General features: G+C 44.4%; 19 protein-coding genes. 16 read left to right on the top strand and 3 right to left on the bottom strand.

What is annotated here, in order from left to right:
- Positions 1–549: 549 nt before the first annotated feature.
- From BMY75_RS13685 to BMY75_RS13660, 6 genes are all read left to right on the top strand, one after another.
- A complete protein-coding gene (locus tag BMY75_RS13685; protein WP_074834770.1) occupies positions 550–2,943 on the top strand; it encodes a TerD family protein in 2,394 nt (797 codons plus the stop codon).
- 245 nt (positions 2,944–3,188) lie between these two features.
- Positions 3,189–4,826 (top strand): hypothetical protein, encoded by a 1,638-nt coding sequence (locus BMY75_RS13680; RefSeq protein WP_074834768.1) that lies wholly within the window; start codon positions 3,189–3,191, stop codon positions 4,824–4,826.
- Between the two features lie 181 nt (positions 4,827–5,007).
- The gene (locus BMY75_RS13675; RefSeq protein ID WP_074834766.1) at positions 5,008–5,766 is read left to right on the top strand and encodes an SDR family NAD(P)-dependent oxidoreductase; all 759 of its coding nucleotides are present in this window, start codon (positions 5,008–5,010) and stop codon (positions 5,764–5,766) included.
- A 210-nt stretch (positions 5,767–5,976) separates the two neighbouring features.
- A complete protein-coding gene (gene rsmD / locus BMY75_RS13670) occupies positions 5,977–6,525 on the top strand; it encodes a 16S rRNA (guanine(966)-N(2))-methyltransferase RsmD (protein ID WP_074834764.1) in 549 nt (182 codons plus the stop codon).
- A 2-nt stretch (positions 6,526–6,527) separates the two neighbouring features.
- Complete coding sequence (gene coaD, locus BMY75_RS13665) at positions 6,528–7,022, top strand: pantetheine-phosphate adenylyltransferase (protein ID WP_074834762.1); 495 nt, start codon at positions 6,528–6,530, stop codon at positions 7,020–7,022.
- Positions 7,023–7,060: 38 nt separating this feature from the next.
- Positions 7,061–7,657, top strand: coding sequence for an ATP synthase subunit B family protein (locus BMY75_RS13660; RefSeq protein WP_074834760.1), 597 nt, complete (start codon positions 7,061–7,063; stop codon positions 7,655–7,657).
- A 96-nt stretch (positions 7,658–7,753) separates the two neighbouring features.
- Here BMY75_RS13660 and BMY75_RS13655 read toward each other — a convergent pair whose 3' ends face one another.
- Together BMY75_RS13655 and BMY75_RS18055 are read right to left on the bottom strand one after the other, a co-directional pair.
- Complete coding sequence (locus BMY75_RS13655) at positions 7,754–9,259, bottom strand: L,D-transpeptidase family protein (protein WP_074834757.1); 1,506 nt, start codon at positions 9,257–9,259, stop codon at positions 7,754–7,756.
- Between the two features lie 245 nt (positions 9,260–9,504).
- The gene (locus tag BMY75_RS18055) at positions 9,505–9,678 is read right to left on the bottom strand and encodes a hypothetical protein (protein ID WP_170844306.1); all 174 of its coding nucleotides are present in this window, start codon (positions 9,676–9,678) and stop codon (positions 9,505–9,507) included.
- A gap of 296 nt (positions 9,679–9,974) precedes the next feature.
- Between BMY75_RS18055 and leuC the strand changes: the two genes are divergently transcribed.
- From leuC to leuD, 3 genes are read left to right on the top strand one after another with little or no spacing between them, the layout of a single operon-like run.
- Positions 9,975–11,237, top strand: a complete 1,263-nt coding sequence (leuC, locus tag BMY75_RS13650; RefSeq protein WP_074834755.1) for a 3-isopropylmalate dehydratase large subunit — start codon at positions 9,975–9,977, stop codon at positions 11,235–11,237.
- A 49-nt stretch (positions 11,238–11,286) separates the two neighbouring features.
- Positions 11,287–11,673, top strand: coding sequence for a hypothetical protein (locus BMY75_RS13645; RefSeq protein ID WP_074834753.1), 387 nt, complete (start codon positions 11,287–11,289; stop codon positions 11,671–11,673).
- A 21-nt stretch (positions 11,674–11,694) separates the two neighbouring features.
- On the top strand, positions 11,695–12,174 hold the full coding sequence (leuD, locus tag BMY75_RS13640; protein ID WP_074834751.1) for a 3-isopropylmalate dehydratase small subunit: 480 nt from the start codon (positions 11,695–11,697) through the stop codon (positions 12,172–12,174).
- A 115-nt stretch (positions 12,175–12,289) separates the two neighbouring features.
- Here leuD and BMY75_RS13635 read toward each other — a convergent pair whose 3' ends face one another.
- Entirely contained in the window at positions 12,290–13,198 is a 909-nt protein-coding gene (locus BMY75_RS13635; RefSeq protein ID WP_074834749.1) for a nucleotidyltransferase family protein, read from the bottom strand.
- Between the two features lie 223 nt (positions 13,199–13,421).
- Between BMY75_RS13635 and BMY75_RS13630 the strand changes: the two genes are divergently transcribed.
- The 7 genes from BMY75_RS13630 (at position 13,422) to BMY75_RS13605 (ending at position 18,228) form a co-directional block, all read left to right on the top strand.
- Entirely contained in the window at positions 13,422–14,144 is a 723-nt protein-coding gene (locus tag BMY75_RS13630) for a LytR/AlgR family response regulator transcription factor (RefSeq protein ID WP_242940242.1), read from the top strand.
- A gap of 149 nt (positions 14,145–14,293) precedes the next feature.
- Positions 14,294–14,656 carry a response regulator gene (locus tag BMY75_RS13625; protein ID WP_074834744.1) on the top strand — a complete coding sequence of 121 codons (363 nt, stop codon included), beginning with the start codon at positions 14,294–14,296 and terminating at the stop codon, positions 14,654–14,656.
- 19 nt (positions 14,657–14,675) lie between these two features.
- Positions 14,676–16,145, top strand: coding sequence for an HD domain-containing phosphohydrolase (locus BMY75_RS13620; protein ID WP_074834742.1), 1,470 nt, complete (start codon positions 14,676–14,678; stop codon positions 16,143–16,145).
- Between the two features lie 93 nt (positions 16,146–16,238).
- Entirely contained in the window at positions 16,239–16,814 is a 576-nt protein-coding gene (locus BMY75_RS13615; RefSeq protein ID WP_074834740.1) for an NAD(P)H-dependent oxidoreductase, read from the top strand.
- 74 nt (positions 16,815–16,888) lie between these two features.
- Positions 16,889–17,014, top strand: a complete 126-nt coding sequence (locus BMY75_RS18675) for a hypothetical protein (protein WP_278287954.1) — start codon at positions 16,889–16,891, stop codon at positions 17,012–17,014.
- 73 nt (positions 17,015–17,087) lie between these two features.
- Positions 17,088–17,399 carry a hypothetical protein gene (locus BMY75_RS13610; protein WP_074834738.1) on the top strand — a complete coding sequence of 104 codons (312 nt, stop codon included), beginning with the start codon at positions 17,088–17,090 and terminating at the stop codon, positions 17,397–17,399.
- Between the two features lie 28 nt (positions 17,400–17,427).
- Complete coding sequence (locus tag BMY75_RS13605) at positions 17,428–18,228, top strand: alpha/beta fold hydrolase (protein ID WP_074834736.1); 801 nt, start codon at positions 17,428–17,430, stop codon at positions 18,226–18,228.
- Positions 18,229–18,248: the final 20 nt, after the last annotated feature.

Genomic DNA, 18,248 nt, shown 5'->3' with positions numbered 1-18,248 from the left:
TCGTCTCGACCATGGTCAAAATCTATGGCGGGACGAGGGAATGAAGGCAGGAAAGCAACTTAAGCGCATCCTCATATTTTTTCTTCATATATACTTCTATACTTCGCAGAAAACCTCGACACAAGTCGGGGTTTTTTGTTGCCCTCTGGCGGACGGCGCGATCCGTTCGTATATGGTGGGAGATGTTGGTATGCACTTGGTATCAGTTGGTAGATTTGGTATACAAAATCTTCCTGAGTGTACGACTTGGTTTGTTACGTACACGGTGGAATGAGTTGGTAAACATTTGGTATAGTTTATAAAAATTGTATATAAATTATTTCTTGGTGTACGACTTGGCTTTTTTACGTATATTGCGGAATGAATTGGTATATTTTGGTAAAGCTTAGCATGGCTCATATAAAATATAGTCAAGGGGAAAATTCAATATTTTTTTCACAGTATCTTTACTTTTGTTGTTGATTATGATATAATACAAGTAATAAGCTCTTTGTCGAAATTGAATGGGCAAAGAGGAAAGTTTCTCGCAGAATGAGGAGGATAACGACAATGGAAAACACAAATCTGATGGGAACACAGTGCAAACTTGTGACATATAAGATAAATGATGACGTACTCGCGGAAGTGCTTGCGAATAACGGCATAACAGGTATGGATTTTGACAACGCATCGGGCGTGAGGGTAGTCCGTGACGAGGACGGTCTGATATTCGCGAAGGAGGGCGGCGATATTGATCTTCCTCAGATTCTTTTCATGGCGTGGTCGGGCAGTGATCCCGCATCACTGAATGACGATGATAAAAAGCTTTTCGATGAAATGAAGTGTACACTTTGTGTACATGGCAGGGCTGATTGTCTTACTTACAAGATGGTATCTGCGGTGGACGATACTGCTGAAAGCAAGCTGAAAGCTGTAGCCGATCTTTTTGCGCATACTGACATCGCGGATAAGCTTGATATCACAGTTACCCGCAGTTCTTATTCGGATGGCGAACAGACTTCGGGTTCTTTCGGTTTTGAGAGACGAGGTTTCAAAAACGGCAGCCAGGTCTTTTGGCAGCTGAATTTTGCAGGGGACAGCTATTCCGAGGAAAGCGCTGCACTTCTGTTCAAGGACGGCAGACTTTCCATAACTGACAGAAACGGTGTTGAATGGGAAAAAGACCTGGCTGAAAAGTTCATGATATCCCTGAATGATGCATTGGCGCTTGGCGGTGTGACAGTGCTTGAAAAACTCAGCTGTAAAAATATTGAAAAGCTGACACTTCTGCCTGTTTTTCTGGAAATAAGCGATGGTGCGCTTACGGAGTGTCCTGCTCTCAGAGAAGTTGATATCCTTAAAAAGAACATAGTCATTGGCAGGGGCTTTGCAAGGAAGGACGTTGTTATAGGCGGCTGCAAGGGCAGTACAGCTGAACACTATGCCAAGACTGAGGGCGCGGAGTTCATTTTTCTTGAAGAACCCGAGCGCAAGCCTATGGAGTTGGAGATAGCTGATGAAGTATGCATAACTGCCGATGATTACTCGGTTCTCAGGGGCGAGGATAAGAACAGACTTACGTTGAACGATGTAGGATTCACCCCATATGAAGGCTGTTCTGATGATTTCGACTGCGAGATAATAACAATGACCTCGTCTGAGGCTGCAGAATCGGGACTTACTGCTCAGCTTTGCGGTTTCGGTGATATGATAGATACCGAGACTGTCCGCAACGACAGAAACGGCTACATCAAGGCGACGATGATGAAGAGTTCGGCGCAGCAGGATATTTTCAGCTGTGTGCTGGAGATAGACCATGCAGGCAATATTATATGTATCCATGCCGAGAAACAGTTCACAGCCGAGGATATCGAAAAAGGTGCAGAAAAAGCTATGTTCACTCGCATGAAACAGCTTGGCGAGAGCGTTCGTTTCGGCAGCTTAGCAGAATCCGTTACAGCGGCAGTTCCGCAGGCTGTTGTCGCAAAGGCGGAGACTGTTACTAATGAGATCTCAGCTGTTGAGGCCGAAATTGCAGCGGAAGAGACTGTAATAGAAGAGATATCCGCCGTTGAATCTGAACCAGAGTTCGTGGCAGATGAGCCTGCGGCTGAGGAAATATCCGTTATTGAACCGGAGCCTGAAATAGCAGAAGAACTGCCCACCGAGGAAATAAGCACACCTGAGATCGAGGCTGAACCTGTAGCGGAAGAACCCGAAGTTGAGGAAGTTCCCGCTATCGATCCCGAGACTGCGATCGTTACAGAAGAGCCGATGATCGAGGAAAGCACCTCTATCGAGTCCGAAATCATCTCAGCGGAAACGGATGCTGAGAATATCCCCGAAGCAAATGCCGAGGTAGTCGGAGAGCAGAATAACACTGCCGATGATGAGATCATCGATGTTGCGCCCGAGGATATCACAGATGCAGAGGAAAACGGCGCTGTCAAGCTTGTCAGCGGCGGAAGGTTCGACCTTAACGAATATGCTTCTCAGATGCTTGTGATAGATATGGATTATCAGGCTGAAGAGGGTCTTGATATTGACGGTTATATATTCCTGCTGAATGACAGCGGAAAAGTAAGGAGCGATGCCGATCTTGTTTTCTTTGGACAGAAAGCATCTGTTGATAAAGCGGTGAACAATCATCCGCAGCATACAAGAATGTTCACGGTTGAGCTTTCAAAGCTTGATGCTGAAATAACCAAGCTGGCAGTGGCTTTTGCCATCTACGGCGACAAGGAAGGTCAGGAATTCAGCCGCGTAAGCAAGCCTACCGTCCGTATAAGCTGTGGCGGAAAAGAGCTTTGCAGCTATGAGATACCGGGTCTTGATGATGAGCGTTCAGTAGTTGCAATGGAGATCTACAATAAGAATGGCTGGAAAGCAAAAACAATCGGTCTCGGTTTCAAACTTGCACTGAAAACTCTGTGCGGAAGCTACGGCGTTGACGTCAAGCAGTGACTGTCACACAATTGTCACCCTGTTATCATTTTGATGTCGCCATGTTGTCGTAAATGCCCGAAATTGCCCTAATCCAAGTTACTAATGTGAGATAATTTGTAATATATTCACTATTGACAGTAATTTAAAAATGTGTTATATTTAAGTTGCAGAAAGACGCAGACTCCGATTTGTGAGAACTGGTGTCTGCTGTCGTAGGCAAGAAAGAGAGAATAACACAGACAAAACTTTCAGGAGGTAGCATTATGGTAAAGAAGAATGTACTTACACCCGTATTGGCAGGTGTACTCGGTGTCGCAGTTGTCGGCTCCGGTGTTGGTTATTTCGTATTAAACAAAAACGCAGATAAGGATAACGAGAAGACAAAGAGCCAGAGCTCTATTGTTGTTTCTCCTAAGCTGAGTGTTATGGCTGATAACATCAGCAACACTATTGGCAGAGCAGCTGATATCGCTAAGGGCGATGTTGACTATGCGTATGAGGGCACTTTTAATGTAAGCTTCGGTCCTGCCCTGACCAAAGAGATGGGCACAGAAATGAAGGATATCGGTATGTCTGTTTCCAGTAAGCAGAAAAACGGAAACGAAGAAGGCGATATCGTTCTGACATACGGCGGCGAGAAGCTGGTTACTGTTAATCAGGTATACAGCAGAGACAACAGCGAGGAAATGTATGTAAAAGTTCCTGAGCTGAATGAAGCATATATCAAGGTAAACAAGGCAGAAGCTGAGGATTATCTGAAAGATTCAGTTGGTTTTGACTTTGACCAGTATGCTAAGGCTGCTGAGAATATCGACTTCGATGCCGAGGCATTTGAGGCTGATCTCAAGGAGTACGAGAAGGTATTTAAGGATAACTTCCCCGAGGCTAAGGAGGAAGGCAAGAAGGCCGGCGATATCGATGGTATTTCTTATGAGTATACTTCCAAGTCCTATGATTTGACAGCAGAAGACGGTCAGAAAGTAGCTACCGCGATCCTTGAAAAGGCTAAGGGCGATGAGAATTTCAAGAAGCTGTACGAGCAGGGTATGGAAGCTGCTAATCAGCAGACCGCTAAGTACGGTGATGACTCTATCGAAACACCCAGCTACGAAGAGACCATCGACAAGATGCTCGAAGAAGTAAAGGGCGAGATCAACGGTGAAGGTGCTGTTGTACTCGAGACATATGAGAACGGTGACGGTGAGTTCACAGGTTTTTACCTCAAGCCCGCTGATGAAGATGGCGAGTTCAAGGTTGTTACTGTAAGCAACGATAATGCTGAAGGTCTGGATATGGCATTCGATTCCGGTGATGGAAGCAAGATGACAGCTTACGGCGCACTGAAGAGCGAGAATGATACTGTTAACGGTACTTACACAATCTCCGCTTCTGAAAATGATAAGGAGACCATGAAGGTTGTTTACACTATATCCGATATGAAGAATGTAGGCGAGAATTTCGCTGGTACGATCAGGATCGATATTAGTGAGAGCGAGGAAAGCAGTGCTAATTCAGGCTGGCTGGAGATCAAGTCCACTTCTACAGCTGACGATGTAAATATCTCCTTTGATTTCGGTTTCGGTGGCGAGAATGCATTTACAATGACTATGACCAGCAAGAAGACCGAGGCTTCTGACGTTACAGTGCCTGGCAGTGATGCTAAGATCTACAACGCTCTTGATGAGGAGCAGATGAATGAGTATCTGACTTCCTGCGATACCGAAGGCTTCATGAACAAGCTCAAGGAAACTCTGGGCGACGAGATGTACAATTCTCTGTTCGGCGGTTCCACTTCTTCCTACAGCGGTAGCAGTCAGTATGATTATGACGATGACGATTTTGACTGGGAAGCTTTTGAGAGTGAGAATGCAACCGAAAGCACTTCTAATCAGCCTGCATAAAAGCTGATTTTGATCAGACTGAATAATTGAATCGACGACACTCCTGCTTATATGCAGGGGTGTCTTTTTGTATTTGGTGTTAATATTCTGTAAGGTTATTTATTTGAATAACGGTAACTGTTGACAATCGGTAGTTTCGGCTGTATAATATAGTTATATTATTATTGAAAGGACTGATAGTATGGCAAGGACGGCTTTAGTCACAGGTGCCAGCTCGGGTATTGGCAGAGAGATCGCAAGAGAACTTGATATCCGCGGCTTCAGGGTGATACTGACAGCCCGCCGTGAAGACAGACTTCTTGAGCTTGCAGCTGAACTACACGACAGCAGAGTGATAGTCTGCGACCTTTCATGCAAGGACGAATGTATGCGTCTGCATGAAGAGGTCAGCGGAGAAAGAGTTACTGTACTGGTAAACAATGCAGGTTTCGGAAAGCTAGGCGATTTCGATAAGATCCCCCTTGAGGACGAGCTTCGCATGATTGATACAAATGTCACAGCTGTGCATATCCTTACAAAGCTGTTTTTGCAGGACTTCAAGGCAGAGGACAGGGGATATATCCTCAACGTTGCATCATCTGCGGGACTTATGCCGGGCGGCCCCCTCATGGCTACTTATTACGCAACAAAAGCCTATGTGACCAGCCTTACTGGAGCTATATATGAGGAACTTAAAATGGCAGGCAGCCGTGTAAAGATATCAGCCCTTTGCCCCGGCCCTGTTGATACCGAGTTTAATTCCGTGGCTAATGCTCAGTTCGGAGTGAAATCTATTTCAGCTGAATATTGTGCGAAACGTGCCGTTGAGGGTATGTTTGCAGGAAAAATGATAATCGTTCCCGAGAAAACTCTTGCAGTAGCCACAAAAGCAGCCCAGCTTTCTCCCCGCCGCCTGATACTTGCTGCTACGGGACAGCTTCAGTCGGGCAAGAAAGTTTGATGTATTTTTGTTTGTTCTCGTTATTATTATAATTATTGCGGCACTTCCGAACTTTGGAAGTGCTTTTTTGTGAGATATATGGTTTGAGAACCGCATTGTTGAAGAAATATAGGGGAAAGTTTGTGAAAATTATAAAAAAAGTGAAAAATATACTGGACAAAAGCCGAGAAATAATGTATAATAGAAATATCAGAGTCTAGGAGAGTTTTTATGAGAGTTATAACAGGTTCAAGAAGAGGCAAAAAGCTGAAAACGCTGGAGAACCTCGATACAAGACCGACCACTGATATGGTCAAGGAAGCAGTCTTTTCTGCGATACAGTTTGATGTGCCCGGCGCACAGGTACTTGACCTTTTTGCGGGCAGCGGTCAGATGGGTATTGAAGCCCTCAGCCGTGATGCAAAACACTGCGTTTTTGTTGACAATAATGCTGCGGCAGTTGCGGTCATTAAGGAGAATATCAATGACTGCAAACTCACTGCTGAATCCCGTGTGCTGAATATGGACAGCCTTGATTACCTTAAAGTGGCAAAGGGTCAGTTCGATATCGTTCTGCTCGACCCGCCTTACAATAAGGGTATAATTGAAAAAGTACTGGATAATATAGATGCTCATCTCAGCGACAGGGCGATAGTTGTCTGCGAACATGAAAAAGAGCTTGAACTTGCTGAAGAGTACGGCAGGCTGAAAAAACATAAGCGTTATAAGTACGGCAAGATTGCTGTTACAATTTTTAAAATACCGACAGAGGAAGAGTAAATATGAGGATCGCTGTATGCCCGGGTAGCTTTGACCCCGTTACGCTGGGACATCTGGATATAATCGAACGCGCTTCAAAGCTTTTTGACAGAGTCATAGTATTGGTCAGCTTTAACAGAAGCAAAAATAAGGCGATATTCTCCACCAAAGAGAGAATAGAGATGATAATCGCCGTGACCAAGGGACTTGATAATGTGGTTGTGGACTGCTACGACGGTCTGCTGGCTGATTATCTTAAAATGACAGGTGCTGAAGTCATCGTTAAGGGTCTGCGTGCGGTATCAGATTTTGAATATGAATTTCAGATGGCGCTTGCCAACAAGAAGCTATACAATGATGCCGAAACAGTATTCCTTACCACTGCAGGGGAGAATATGTTTCTTTCATCCAGTGTCGTAAAGGAGATAGCTAGCTTCGGCGGTGATATTTCGGGCTTTGTTTCACCCGAGGTTCTTGAAATGATAAAAAACAGGCTTTATAAGCCTGAGGATAAATAACCCCGAGAAGTACGGGGCAAATGAAAGGAAGTATTACTATGAGTGAAAACATCGATTATACCCCCATGAATGATTTGCTGGAAAGAATAGACGAAACTATCGACAACGGCGCTACTGTACCTTTTTCAAATAAAAAAATGGTAGACGGCGATCACCTGCATGAATTGGTAGATGAAGTCAGAATGAGTATCCCTCCCGAGATAAAGAGAGCTCAGGAACTGGAAGTTCAGAGAAAGGCTATCCTCGAGAACGCTAAGCAGGAAGCAGATGCCATCAGAAATTCTGCTACAAGCGAAAAGGAAAGCGTGATGAAGGAAGCCAGAGCAGAGGCTGACAAGCTTGTTTCTCAGGAGGCTATAATCGCAAGAGCTGAGCAGTATGTCAAGGAGCAGGTAGACAGAGCAAATCAGGATGCTGAGGATATAATCAACCGTGCAAGAGCAGAGGCTGAAAATATAATCGCAGATGCTAACAATAAAAGGCAGAGCATCCTTGACGCTATGATCGCAAACATAAATGCTACTCTGGGTGAAGCTTCCGAGACTCTGCAGTCTGATGTTAACAGACTGTCCAAGAGCCTTGATGATGTTAACCGTATGAGAGATGCTATCATTAAGCTGAGCGAACAGGTATAAATATCAGTCGGGGACAACTTCCCCGACTTTTTATTTGCTATGATAATGGATGCAAAAAACGGACAGTTTTGAAACTGTCCGTTATATTTTTAACTATTAATCGTAGAACATTACTACAGGTGTGCCGAGGGGTACATTCTCGTAGATGTACTCAGCTCCCTCGTAAGGCATATTAATACAGCCATGAGAACCGTTCCACTGGTAGATAGTGCCGCCGAAAGCGCCGCCTCTCCATGTGGAGTCATGCAGACCAATACCACAGAGTGAAACATTGTTCCAGTAGTTGCAGGTGGTATCCCACTCTTCGCCGTCGGCGTTTCTGTCCTTCATACGCTTGTTGGTCTCTTTCGACCACAGCTTATATACGCCTTCAAGAGTAGTTCGTGCAGCAGAAGTTGTCTGACCTGAAACGATATCACAGGTATATTTCTTCTTGCCATTCTTGTAATACCACAGCTGCTGATTTGTAAGGTCGATCTCTATATAGGTTTTGCCGATATCGTCCTTTTCGGTTCTTGCAGACTCAACACCTGTGTACTCGAATGAACCGTCGCTGTAATAGATCGGGTCGATGGATTCAACGCTCTTGCCCTCTTCGATGAGGTTTTCAAGCTGTTCAACGGTAGCATCCTGCCAGAGCCACCAGCCGTAACGGCCGTCATCACTGGGCTCTACCTTGACTTTGCCCTGGAGCGTAGATTTGAAGGTCCTTGTCTTATTCAAAGTATCGTACTTATCTGCCAGACCCTCGACATACTTTTCCACTGCTTTTCTGTCAACGACGTAGTTGCCCATATCGTCCATCTCGATAAGAGAAAGCAAAGTTTTGCCTGTGATAGTTTCGGTGGTATAGTCAAAGTCGTAGGTTATGGAAATATTGAACACCTTGTTCAGTGCTTCACACTGATCTTTGAAAGTGTCAGATGTAACCTGGGGGATATCATAACAGCCTGTACCGCTGTCAAGCTTGACCTCGAACTCGCCTTTGCCCAGCGCGTCGATAACGGCTTCCTCCAGTTTTTCCATATTTGTGACCTTATTGCCCTGAACTTCCTCATTGATTACATAACCCTTGTCGGTCAGTTCCAGCGCAGCGTCCTGAGTTTCAACATCGCCCCAGTCCTGTTCAATCAGCAGTTCTTTCAGCTTTTCGCTGTCATATGTTGATTCATCGGTGTAATTGTAGTCGGTCCTACCTGCATATCCCGAGAACCATGCGCCATGATTTACCTTGTCATAAAGCTTTTTTACTTCGTTTTTGGCGTTACGGGTGTAACCGAAATCGGCAGGCGAAATAACAACGTCCTTACCATCGATCGTGGTGACTTTAAGCTCCTTGGGGATGGTGTCAGCTTTAAGTTCTTTGACAGCCTGTTCGTAGGTCTTTCCGCTTACATCTACATCATTGATGAATGTATCAGCAAGAAATTTATTCCTGTAATAAGCTCTGCCAACGCCGTATGAAATTCCTACAGCGGCCAGCAGTGCAACTACAGCCGTACCGCATATAAGAACGGTCTGGTTCTTAACTTTTTTTCTGCCCCGTTTCCTGCTCCCGGCAGATGAGAGCTTTTTGCCGTATCCTGCAGCATCTGCGCCCATTAGTATTTTCCTTCCTTACATAAACACAAAACGACATTTTTCTTTAATTTATATAGTTTATTATACCACAAACATGGTGGATTTGTCTAGTGGCGCACTTGGTTTTTAAGAAAAAATCTTTAACAAATTTTGAGCTGTAATAAGGTCTTTATATGTATATTTTTTGTGACGATTCTTTTATGTGACCGATAAAGTGTACAGTAAACAGACTGTCGGGCGTAAATGCGCCGACAGTCTGAGATAAGCTATCTTATCATATCCGAGAGTTCGTCCATGAAGCTACTCATGTTTTTCAGAGTCTTGCCTGCACGAGCTTTCAGGTTTCTTTTACCTCGCTGAGTTTTGCGTGCAATACTGTAAGCAATAGTTCCGACAGTAACTCCTGCATATATGCCTGTCATTAGCGATCTTCCCATCATATTTTCCTCTCCTTTCCGGATAGTAATACCAATTTTTGTGAACTGCAAAGATGTCCTGTTAATATTATGGTCAGCTTTGTGAAAACAATACTCGGAAATTTTAACTTGTTAAATATTTATATATTGCATGAACGTCACAGATAACATATGGTTAATAGCTCTGATTTTGATATTTCTTACAAAAACTCCCGGAAATTTTATTTAAATTTTCTCTGTTAATCACTTTACATTTCAGCAAAAATAAGTTATAATAAAATAGTATAAGAATATTGTTTTATAAGGAGTAGATCACTATCATGGCTATGACAATGACACAGAAGATACTCGCTGCCCATGCAGGGCTTGACGAGGTCAAGGCAGGACAGCTCATTATGGCTGACCTCGACCTTGTTCTTGGCAACGATGTTACAACGCCCGTTGCTATCAATGAGTTCAACAAGGCAGGATTCAGCGGTATCTTCAATAAGGATAAGATCACTATGGTGATGGATCACTTCACGCCGAACAAGGACATCAAGGCTGCACAACAGTGCAAGCAGTGCCGTGAGTTCGCGTCGAAGTACGATATCACTCACTATTACGATGTTGGCGATGTGGGCATCGAGCACGCACTGCTTCCAGAAAAAGGACTTGTAGTTCCCGGTGATGCAGTTATCGGTGCAGATTCACATACCTGTACATACGGTGCTCTGGGCGCTTTCTCTACAGGCGTAGGCTCTACTGATATGTGCGCTGGCATGGCTGCAGGCAAGACCTGGTTCAAGGTGCCATCTGCCATCAAGTTCAATATCGTAGGCAAGCTGCCCAAGTACAGCTCAGCTAAGGACGTTATCCTGCATATAATCGGTAAGATCGGCGTTGACGGCGCTCTGTATCGCTCAATGGAATTTATGGGCGAGGGCCTGAAAAACCTGACTATGGAAGACAGACTCTGCATGGCTAACATGGCTATCGAAGCAGGTGCAAAGAACGGTATCTTCGCTGTTGATGAGGTAACTAAGGAGTACCTCAAGGGCAGAACTGACAGAGAGTATAAAGTATATGAGGCTGATGCAGATGCCGAGTATGATGAGGAGTACACCATCGACCTCAGCACCATCAAGCCCACAGTAGCATTCCCCCATCTTCCCGAAAATGCAAGAACCTTCGATGATATCCCCGAGATCAAGATCGATCAGGTAGTTATCGGTTCATGTACAAACGGCAGGATCGAGGATCTGAGAGCAGCCGCAGAGATACTCAAGGGCAAGCGCGTAGCAAGTCATGTAAGATGTATCGTTATCCCTGCAACACAGAACATCTATCTCACGGCAATGAAGGAAGGTCTGCTGGAGATATTCATAGAATCAGGCTGTGCTGTTTCCGCACCGACCTGCGGTCCATGTCTTGGAGGACACATGGGCATTCTCGCAGCGGGTGAAAAGGCAGTAGCTACAACTAACAGAAACTTCGTAGGAAGAATGGGTCATCCTGAGTCTGAGGTTTACCTTGCTTCACCTTATGTAGCAGCTGCTTCGGCAGTGGCAGGACGTATAGCTCAGCCTGCGGACGTTATGTAATACAGCCCATACTTCGGGTAATTTGAATCAAACAGATAGGAGGCGGGTTATGACTAACTATTTGGTAGATATTTTCTACGATACCGTGTCAGGTATCATTACGCAAAAATACGGCTCAGCTTTTACTGATTCACAGCGCAGAGATAAAATTCTCGCTTTTATCGACGAGCTCAGAGTTGGAAATGTTTTCACCATCGAACAAACACAAGCTATCATCGACAAAAAAGGTTTCAACAATTTCTATACCGATTCTGTTAACGGCGTATCCTGCTTCCGTCTTGTTAAAGAGGGATTTTTCGGAAAGGCAAAGGTCTGCTATTTTATAACACGCACCAAGGATAAGATGGATTCAAACTATCTTGAACAGGTGTATGAAGAACTGCGCAAGCAGGCAGCGGGCGAGAATGTCTTTAATTCCGACAGATATATTGAGTAAGTTGAAAGGAGTTTTCATAGAATGAAGGCTTGCGGAAAAGTACATAAATATGGGGATAACGTTGATACAGACGTTATTATCCCTGCAAGATACCTCAACAGTTCCAATATGGAAGAGCTGGCTCAGCACTGCATGGAGGATATCGACATAGATTTTGCAAAGAACGTCAAGAAAGGCGATATAATGGTAGCTAAAGCCAATTTCGGCTGCGGTTCTTCCAGAGAGCACGCTCCTGCTTCTATCAAGGCAACCGGTATCTCCTGCGTTATCGCTAAGAGCTTTGCAAGAATATTTTACAGAAATGCCATCAATATCGGTCTGCCGATAATCGAGTGCGAAGAGGCTTCCGAGAAGATCGAGGCAGGCGACGAAGTTGAGATCGATTTCGATTCAGGTATTATCACCAACAAGACCAAGGGTGAGACCTATCAGGGTCAGTCTTTCCCTGAGTTCCTTATCAAGATAATCAACTCGAATGGTCTGCTGAATTCTCTGAAATAAGAATATTAATGCGGGTGCTACATCGTCAGCACCCGCTTTTTTGTTGTAATAGTCCAAAAATATGTGCAATAAAAAATGCGCCCGATCATATAGTCGAGCGCAATTTTTGTTTAGATTATTTCCAGAGCTTTTCCGGATAAGCACCGTCAGCTATCAGTTGAGAAATAGCAGCCTTGACTGATGGTTTGTCCTCAGCGTAGGTAACGCCGAACCATTTGTCGCGGCTTTCCAATAGCTTGCAGTCTGCTTCGCCGTGCTTTATCATGTAGTCGATACCCTCGGGAAGAAGAAATTCCGAGGTAAGGCTTGTGCCGTTCTTTTCAAGGAATTCCTCAAAACGTCTGTTCAGCCTGTCTATGAATCCCGCAGGGCAGCCCCACATATTCATGGAAACATAGCTGTCCTCGCTGAGCTCTTTTGTTTCTTCCTTGCCTGAAAGAACTCTGCCGTCTGCTTCACGGCGGATATTATAAGTTTCTTCAACATCTACCAGCATATTGTTGTCATCCACCTTGCAGACACCCCTGTTTACAGCGCCGTTGTCGCTGAGGGTGTTTTTTAGCACGAAGCCTGCCATGGACATTTTCAGCTTGTCGCCTGTCTGTTCCTCGGAAAGATAGTCATGCAGTATTTTGAAAGCCTCTTTGCCGTAGAAGTCGTCTGCATTGATAACTGCAAAAGGCTCGTTTACGATGCCCTTGCAGCAGCATACAGCGTGTCCGTGACCCCAGGGCTTAACTCTGCCCTCGGGAACGGTGTAGCCTGTCGGCAGGCAGTCCAGCTCCTGATACACGTAGTCAACCTTTACCTGCGCACCTATTCGGTTGCCTATCATCTCGTCGAAAGCCTCTCGGATATCTCGCCTGATGATAAATACTACCTTGTCAAAGCCTGCGCGTACCGCATCGAATATTGAATAATCCATTATTATTTCGCCGTTGGGGCCAAAAGGTTCCAGCTGCTTTATACCGCCCTTGAACCTTGAACCAAGTCCGGCTGCCATTATTACCAGAGTTGCACTCATTATAATTTATCTCCTTGATTAAATTTTTTTGTACTATAAAAATATTCTTTTAAGATATTATGGCATATTTTAGAATGTTTGTCAATAGCGGTTATGTTAAAAAACTCACCAAAAATTGCGGAATATTATCATTCGTGAGGGATTTTTGAAAATTATTCCACAACTATTGAAACCTTTGACAGCTTATGGTATAATATTATCAAGGATGATTCAAATACACGATATGAACAGGCAGGTGTTGAAAATGCGCATAGCTGTGTGCGATGATGAACAGCGTTTTATCTGCGATCTGAAAAAGAATCTTGACGAGCTTTACAGCAGTCTTGATATGATAACCGATGGATATAACAGCGGTGAAGAACTTCTTAAAGGCTTCAGGCGCAAGGCGTATGATGTCGTATTTCTCGATATTGAAATGCCGGAGATTGACGGTATCACCCTTGCCAGAAAAATACGGGAACTAAGTTCCGATGTGTGCATAGTTTTTCTCACAGCACATATTGAATATGCTATAAAAGGTTATGAAGTAAATGCACTGAGATACCTCACAAAGCCCGCGGATAAACAGAAGATAAAGGAAGTTATCGATCATGTGCTTGACAAGCTGGAAAGCAGCAAAATGCTGTGGGTAAAGACTGCTGACGGCGAACAGCGCATATCCTTGTCGGATATACTTTTTATTGAAGCACATAATCAGAACGTTATCATAAGCACCGCCGAGGAAAGTTTTTCCGTACGTGGGAATATAAGCGATTACGAGGAGGATCTTTCACAGTACGGCTTTTTCAGGATACACAGGGGATATTTGATTTCTTTGCCTAAAGTGCTAAGGGTAGGTGGTAAAAGAGTCGTAATGGAGGATAACACCACTCTCCCTGTTAGCAGGACCAAGGAGAGCAAGCTCCGTGATATGCTTTTCTCATACGTCAGCAAGGAAGCATTCTGAACCTCTATGCAAGATAATTCTTAAATCCAAAAAATTTAACCATAAAATAATTCATTAATAACTGCTTGATTATTTTTATTCAATGTGATATAATTATAATGCCTAAATGATTGTTTTATATTGAAACTGACCGTTTCGGGGGTATAAGAATGTCAAGGATACTTATAGTTGATGATGACAGCATGGCTGTCAGAATGATAGGATTTATATTGAAAAAAACAGGTCATGATTTTTTTAGTGCATCAAGCGGAGCACAGGGCGTGGCGCTTCTCAAAAGCGAAAAAACCGATCTTATGCTTCTTGATGTTGAGATGCCGGGTGAAAACGGCCTTGATGTGCTTGAAAAAATCCGCGGTGACAGCGGGATAAGTGATACAAATGTCTGCCTGATGTCTGGCACTATCACCGATGATCTCCGTGAAAGAGCTGAAAAGCTTGGTGCAGTAGGATTCATAGGCAAGCCTGTTTCCGCACCTGAACTTATGGATGTTCTAAGCAGAACAGAGATATGATATAAAGGAGTGTGGGTATATGGAGCAATACAGAGTAGCTGTTATTGATGATGACAGAGGAAACCTTAAAATCGCAGATCGTATACTCAGTCTTTATGGGTATACTGTTGATTGCCTTGATTCCGGTGAGGCTTTGCTTGAATATGTAAAGGAAAACAAGCCCGATCTAATTTTACTTGATTTACATCTGACGGGCATGAACGGTTTTGATACATTGCAGAAACTTAAATCAAACCACGAACTTAGGGATATCCCTGTTATAATACTTACGGCGGATACAGATTCCGATACCGAGACAAAAGCACTTACGGCGGGTGCGTCTGATTTTGTTGTGAAGCCTTTTGTGGCTTCGGTGCTTCTTCTGCGTGTAAAGAATACCATCGAGCTCAACAAGCTTCAGCGCGATCTTAAAAGCGAAGCTAAAAAACTCAGCTCAAGCATTATAGAGGAACATCGTCGGAACGAAAGATTATCCATGCAGGTGGTTCAGACCCTTGCGGGGGCAGTAGACGCAAAGGATAAGTACACTAACGGTCATTCCACCCGCGTTGCTGAATATTCAAGAGAGATAGCAAGGAGCGCAGGTCTTTCAGAAAAAGAGCAGGAAAAGATCTATATGATGGGTCTTCTGCACGATATTGGCAAGATCGGCGTGCCCGATTATGTTATAAACAAGCCTACAAAGCTCACTCCCGAAGAATTTGACATAATAAAAACTCACCCCGGGGTCGGATATGATATCCTGAAAAATATCAGCGAGATGCCACAGCTTGCGGTCGCCGCCAGATGGCATCACGAGAGGTACGACGGCACAGGATATCCCGATGGTCTCAAAGGCGAGGATATACCCATGGAAGTTCGCATAATAACCGTGGCTGATGCTTATGATGCAATGAGTTCGAGAAGAAGCTATCATGATGTTTATGCACAGGAGTATATCAGGAGCGAGTTCAGAAACAACATGGGCACGCAGTTTGATCCCAAATTCGCCCAGATAATGCTTGATATGATCGACGAGGACACTGAGTACAGCATGAGAGAGGATCCCGATTCTTATCGTGTAGGTGATAACGGCGTAACTGTTGAGCAAAATATCAATTCAGATAAAGACTTAGTTTTCGGTTTTTTGTCCATGCTTGAAGCTGGCGGACTCGATACCGCCATTGGCATGAAGTACTGCATGAACGACACCGAGTTCTATGCCGAGATGCTGACTGAGTACACAGGAAGTTCAGATGACAGGATAAGGCATCTTGAAGAATGTTTAGCCTGCGGAAACGCTGATCAGTACAGGGTATATGTTCATTCGCTGAAAAGTGCTTCCAAGACTATCGGCGCAATCTCAATAAGTGAAAGTGCCGCAAAGCTGGAAGCAGCAGCCGTAAGCGGCGACTGGAAGCTGATAGTCGATACTACGCCAGATGTTATAGCAGAACTTCGCGGAATAGTCGGCAGTATACTCATGGCAATGTCGATATACGGGCTGTGATGACAGGATATTTAGTGTGCGGAAGTGCGGTGCATTTCCGCTCATCTTTGTACCAAGGCACATAAATGATCTGAAACATAAAGGGGCTGGAACATGAAAGTGCTTTATATTGATGCGACAGTAAGAGAGAATTCAAGGACAGCTGTACTGGGCGAACTGGTGCTTGAAAAGCTTGGCGGTAATGTCACACGCGTGAAGCTTTGCGAGTACGATTTTCCTCGGACGAATGCGGCTTATCTTGCCAAAAGGGACAAAGCCTGTGCCGCCGGAGATTTTTCAGATAAGATGTTTCTTCACGCTAGGCTTTTTGCCGAAGCCGATGTGATAGTTGTTGCCGCGCCTTTCTGGGATATGTCATTTCCTGCGGCGCTTAAACAGTTCTTTGAAGAGATTACCGTTGCTGGGCTGACTTTTGAATGCCGACCGGACGGCAGTTTCGGTGGACTATGCAAGGCTTGCAAACTCTACTATGTCACCACAGCGGGAGGAACTGTTTTCTCGGAAGAATACGGCTTCGGGTACGTTAAAGCTCTTGCTCGGGATTTTTACGGGATAGGGGAGTGCGTATTATTCAAGGCTGAGGGTCTTGATATATGGGGTGCAGATGTTGAAAGCATAATGTCGGCAGCCAAAGCCGAAATCAGTAATTATTTGTGCAAAGGTACTTGAAATTCTATGAAAAATAGTGTATAATATATGTGAGAAAATTGTTACCCAGACTAAAGAAAGGAAGGCGGAACATTATGAGCAAGGGTCTGAAAGTATTTATTATCGTTTTCGTGTCGGTCGTTGCAGCGATAGTGACTGCTGATATAGTAACGGAGATATTCAAAACAAAGCTGAACAAGTATTACTCCGTAGAACGGTAAATTTTCGGCTGCCATTTTTAGGCAGCCGTTTTTTATTAACTATTTCAGCACAAGTTTTATAGGTGAGATAATTTTGGAAGAGCAGAATGCTAAATCGTCATGGAAAGGCTGTATCATATTCGGGATAATAAATATCCTGCTTGTGTTTTTATGCACTAAGCTGAATATCATGCTTGTCAGCACTGCCATGATGCTGTTGATCATTGTGGGCGTAGCGGTCTCGGCGAAGTCGGTGAAGGAAGATTTCAATGCAGGATACAAGCTTTCGGCAATTGGCTGTGCCATAGGTGTATTGCTGAACTGTGGTGCAGGTGTGCTGTATGTGGTGAATATCCTGATGGGTCTGGTGTCTATGATAATGAAGTTCATAACAACTGTTTTTTAGAAAGAGATAAAAGTTAAAGGAGACAACAATGTTATACAATGTAAAGGAAGACACTTTAGAGATCAATGGAATGAGTATTGACTACGCAGTTTTCGGCAGCGGGGAAGAGGTCATGGTCATCATACCCGGGCTTTCTCTGAAACGTGTTAAGGGTACGGGATTTACACTGGCGGTGATGTACAGGCAGTTCACGAAAAAGTTCCGTGTGTATATATTTGATCGCAGAAAGGTTATCCCGGAGAACTACACTGCCGAGGATATAGGTGATGAAGTAGCTGCTGCTATGAAAGCCCTCGGACTTGAAAATGCCTGCGTTATGGGCGTATCTCAGGGTGGTATGGCTGCTCAGTATCTTGCTATAAAGCACCCTGAACTTGTGAAAAAGCTGGTACTGGGAGTCACGCTTTCCCGAAATAACGATGTTGTTCGCGGTGCAGTGGATGAATGGGTCAGCCTGGCAGAAAAAGGCGATATCGACGGACTTGTAATCAGCACGATGAAGTATAATTATCCGCCTGAAAGACTTGAAAAATTCAAGCTGATAATGCCTGCGCTGGTCAAGGCAGGACGTCCCAAAGATTCCCAGACCTTTGTGCGCATGACAAAAGCCTGTCTCACCTGCGATACTTATGACAGGCTTGAAGAGATAAAATGTCCTGTTCTGGTCATCGGTGACAAGCAGGACAGGATTGTTTCGCCTGAAGCTTCAAAGGAGATAGCAGAAAAGCTGGGCTGTGGGCTTTACATGACAGAAGCCTATGGTCACGGCGCATATGAGCAGCCTGAATTCAATGATAAGGTCGCTGAGTTCTTCGGTGTGGAAAAATAAGGAAAGTTTTCACAGATAAT

Source organism: Hominimerdicola alba (assembly GCF_900109655.1).
Classification (GTDB): Bacteria; Bacillota; Clostridia; order Oscillospirales; family Ruminococcaceae; genus Hominimerdicola; species Hominimerdicola alba_B.
This window is presented reverse-complemented; position numbering and strand designations above follow the sequence as displayed.